The sequence below is a fragment of the Nocardia farcinica genome, from assembly GCF_029867845.1.
Taxonomy (GTDB): Bacteria; Actinomycetota; Actinomycetes; order Mycobacteriales; family Mycobacteriaceae; genus Nocardia; species Nocardia farcinica_A.
The window spans coordinates 1-1,938 of the sequence record NZ_JARWRU010000844.1 but is presented as its reverse complement, the minus strand read 5'-3'; the positions used below and the strand labels follow the sequence as shown (position 1 = coordinate 1,938).

General features: G+C 70.6%; 3 protein-coding genes. All 3 read left to right on the top strand.

The annotated features are described in order from the left end of the window. Nucleotides 1-897 (top strand): aldehyde dehydrogenase family protein (locus QH283_RS18515; RefSeq protein ID WP_280504249.1); only part of this gene is annotated, 897 nt, incomplete at its 5' end. Between the two features lie 44 nt (nucleotides 898-941). Continuing rightward, nucleotides 942-1,691: an SDR family oxidoreductase gene (locus QH283_RS18510; RefSeq protein ID WP_280504248.1), complete on the top strand. Its 750-nt coding sequence runs from the start codon at nucleotides 942-944 to the stop codon at nucleotides 1,689-1,691. Further along, a partial coding sequence (locus QH283_RS18505) for an NAD(P)-binding domain-containing protein (RefSeq protein WP_280504247.1) occupies nucleotides 1,688-1,938 on the top strand: 251 nt, incomplete at its 3' end. The genes QH283_RS18510 and QH283_RS18505, both read left to right, overlap by 4 nt.

Sequence of the window (1,938 nt, the reverse complement as noted above, 5' to 3'; positions counted from 1 at the left end):
TGCGCGGCGGTGCTCGGCCCGATCATCGCCGAGCACACCGACATCCCGCCGGGCGTGGTCAACATCGTCACCTCCGCCGACCACCAGCTCGGCAGTCAGCTGGTCGCCGATCCCCGGGTGGACATGGTCAGCTTCACCGGCTCGACCGCGACCGGGCGCACCGTCATGGCCACCGCCGCCGCCACGGTCAAGAAGACCTTTCTGGAACTCGGCGGCAAGTCCGCCTTCGTCGTGCTCGAGGACGCCGACCTCGCCGCCGCGGTGTCGATGGCGGCCTTCTCGGTGTGCGTGCACGCGGGGCAGGGCTGCGCGTTGAGCACCCGGCTGCTGGTTCCCCACAGCCGCTACGACGAGGCCGTGCAGATCGCCGCCGCCACCATGGGCGGGATCAGGCCGGGCGATCCGTCCAGCAAGCGCACCGTCTGCGGTCCGCTCATCTCGGCCCGCCAGCGTGACCGGGTGCAGGGCTACATCGACATCGCCCGCGCCGAGGGCGGTCGGATCGTCACCGGCGGCGGCCGCCCGGCCGACCGCGAGCGCGGCTATTTCATCGAACCCACCCTGATCGCCGGGGTGGACAACAGCGCGACCGTGGCCCGTGAGGAGATCTTCGGCCCGGTCCTGGTGGTCATCGGTTACGACACCGACGACGAGGCCGTGGCCATCGCCAACGACTCGCCCTACGGCCTGTCCGGTTCCATCTACGGCACCGACCCCGAGCGCATCGCCTCGGTCGCCAACCGCATCCGCACCGGCACACTCGGCGTGAACGGCGGCATCTGGTACAGCGCCGACGTGCCCTTCGGCGGCTACAAGCAGTCCGGCATCGGGCGCGAGATGGGCGCCGCCGGTTTCGAGGAGTACCTGGAGACCAAGCTGATCGCCACCGCGCTCTGACCAGCGAACATCCCCCCTTTCCAACGACTTTCGAGGAGCCCGACATGGGGCGTTTCACCGACCGGACCGTCGTGGTCACCGGAGCGGCACAGGGCATCGGCGCGGTCTATGCCGCCGCGCTGGCCGACGAGGGCGCGAACGTGGTCGTCGCCGACCGCAACATCGACGCGGGCAAGGCCGTCGCGGACGACATCACCTCGAAGGGCGGTAGCGCGATCTTCGCCGAGGTCGACGTGGCCGACCCGGATTCCGCCGCCGCCCTGGCCGAGACCACCGTGCAGCGCTTCGGCCGCATCGACCACCTGGTCAACAATGCCGCCATCTACGGCGACATGAAGCTGGACCTGCTCATCACCGTCCCGTGGGACTACTACAAGAAGTTCATGTCGGTGAACATGGACGGCGCGCTGAACGTGACCCGCGCGGTCTACCCGCACATGAAGAAGACCGGCGGCTCGATCGTCAACCAGTCCTCCACAGCCGCCTGGGTGTACTCCGGCTTCTACGGTCTGGCCAAGGCCGGGGTCAACAGCCTCACCCAGCAGCTGGCGGTGGAACTCGGCGGCAGCAACATCCGGGTCAACGCCATCGCGCCCGGACCGATCGACACCGATGCGACCAAAACCGTGACGCCCGGCGTTATCGTCGACGACATGGTCAAGCGCCTGCCGCTCAAGCGCATGGGCACCCCGCGGGACCTGGTCGGCGCCTGCCTCTACCTGCTCTCCGACGAAGCCTCCTGGGTGACCGGGCAGATCTTCAACATCGACGGCGGACAGATCATCCGGTCATGAGCGACAAGCGTATCGGCTTCATCGGCCTGGGCAACATGGGCGCGCCCATGGCGCAGCGCCTGCTGGCCTGGCCGGGCGGGCTCACCGTCTGCGACACGCGCCCCGAGGTGGTCAGGCCGTTCACCGAGGCGGGCGCGCGGGCGGTCGCGTCCGCGGCCGCCGGGGCCCCGGGCCCCCCGGGGGTGGGGGGGGGGGGGCCGCGCCCCCCGCCCGGGGGCCGCGGGGGGACCCGCCCCCCCCGCCGCCA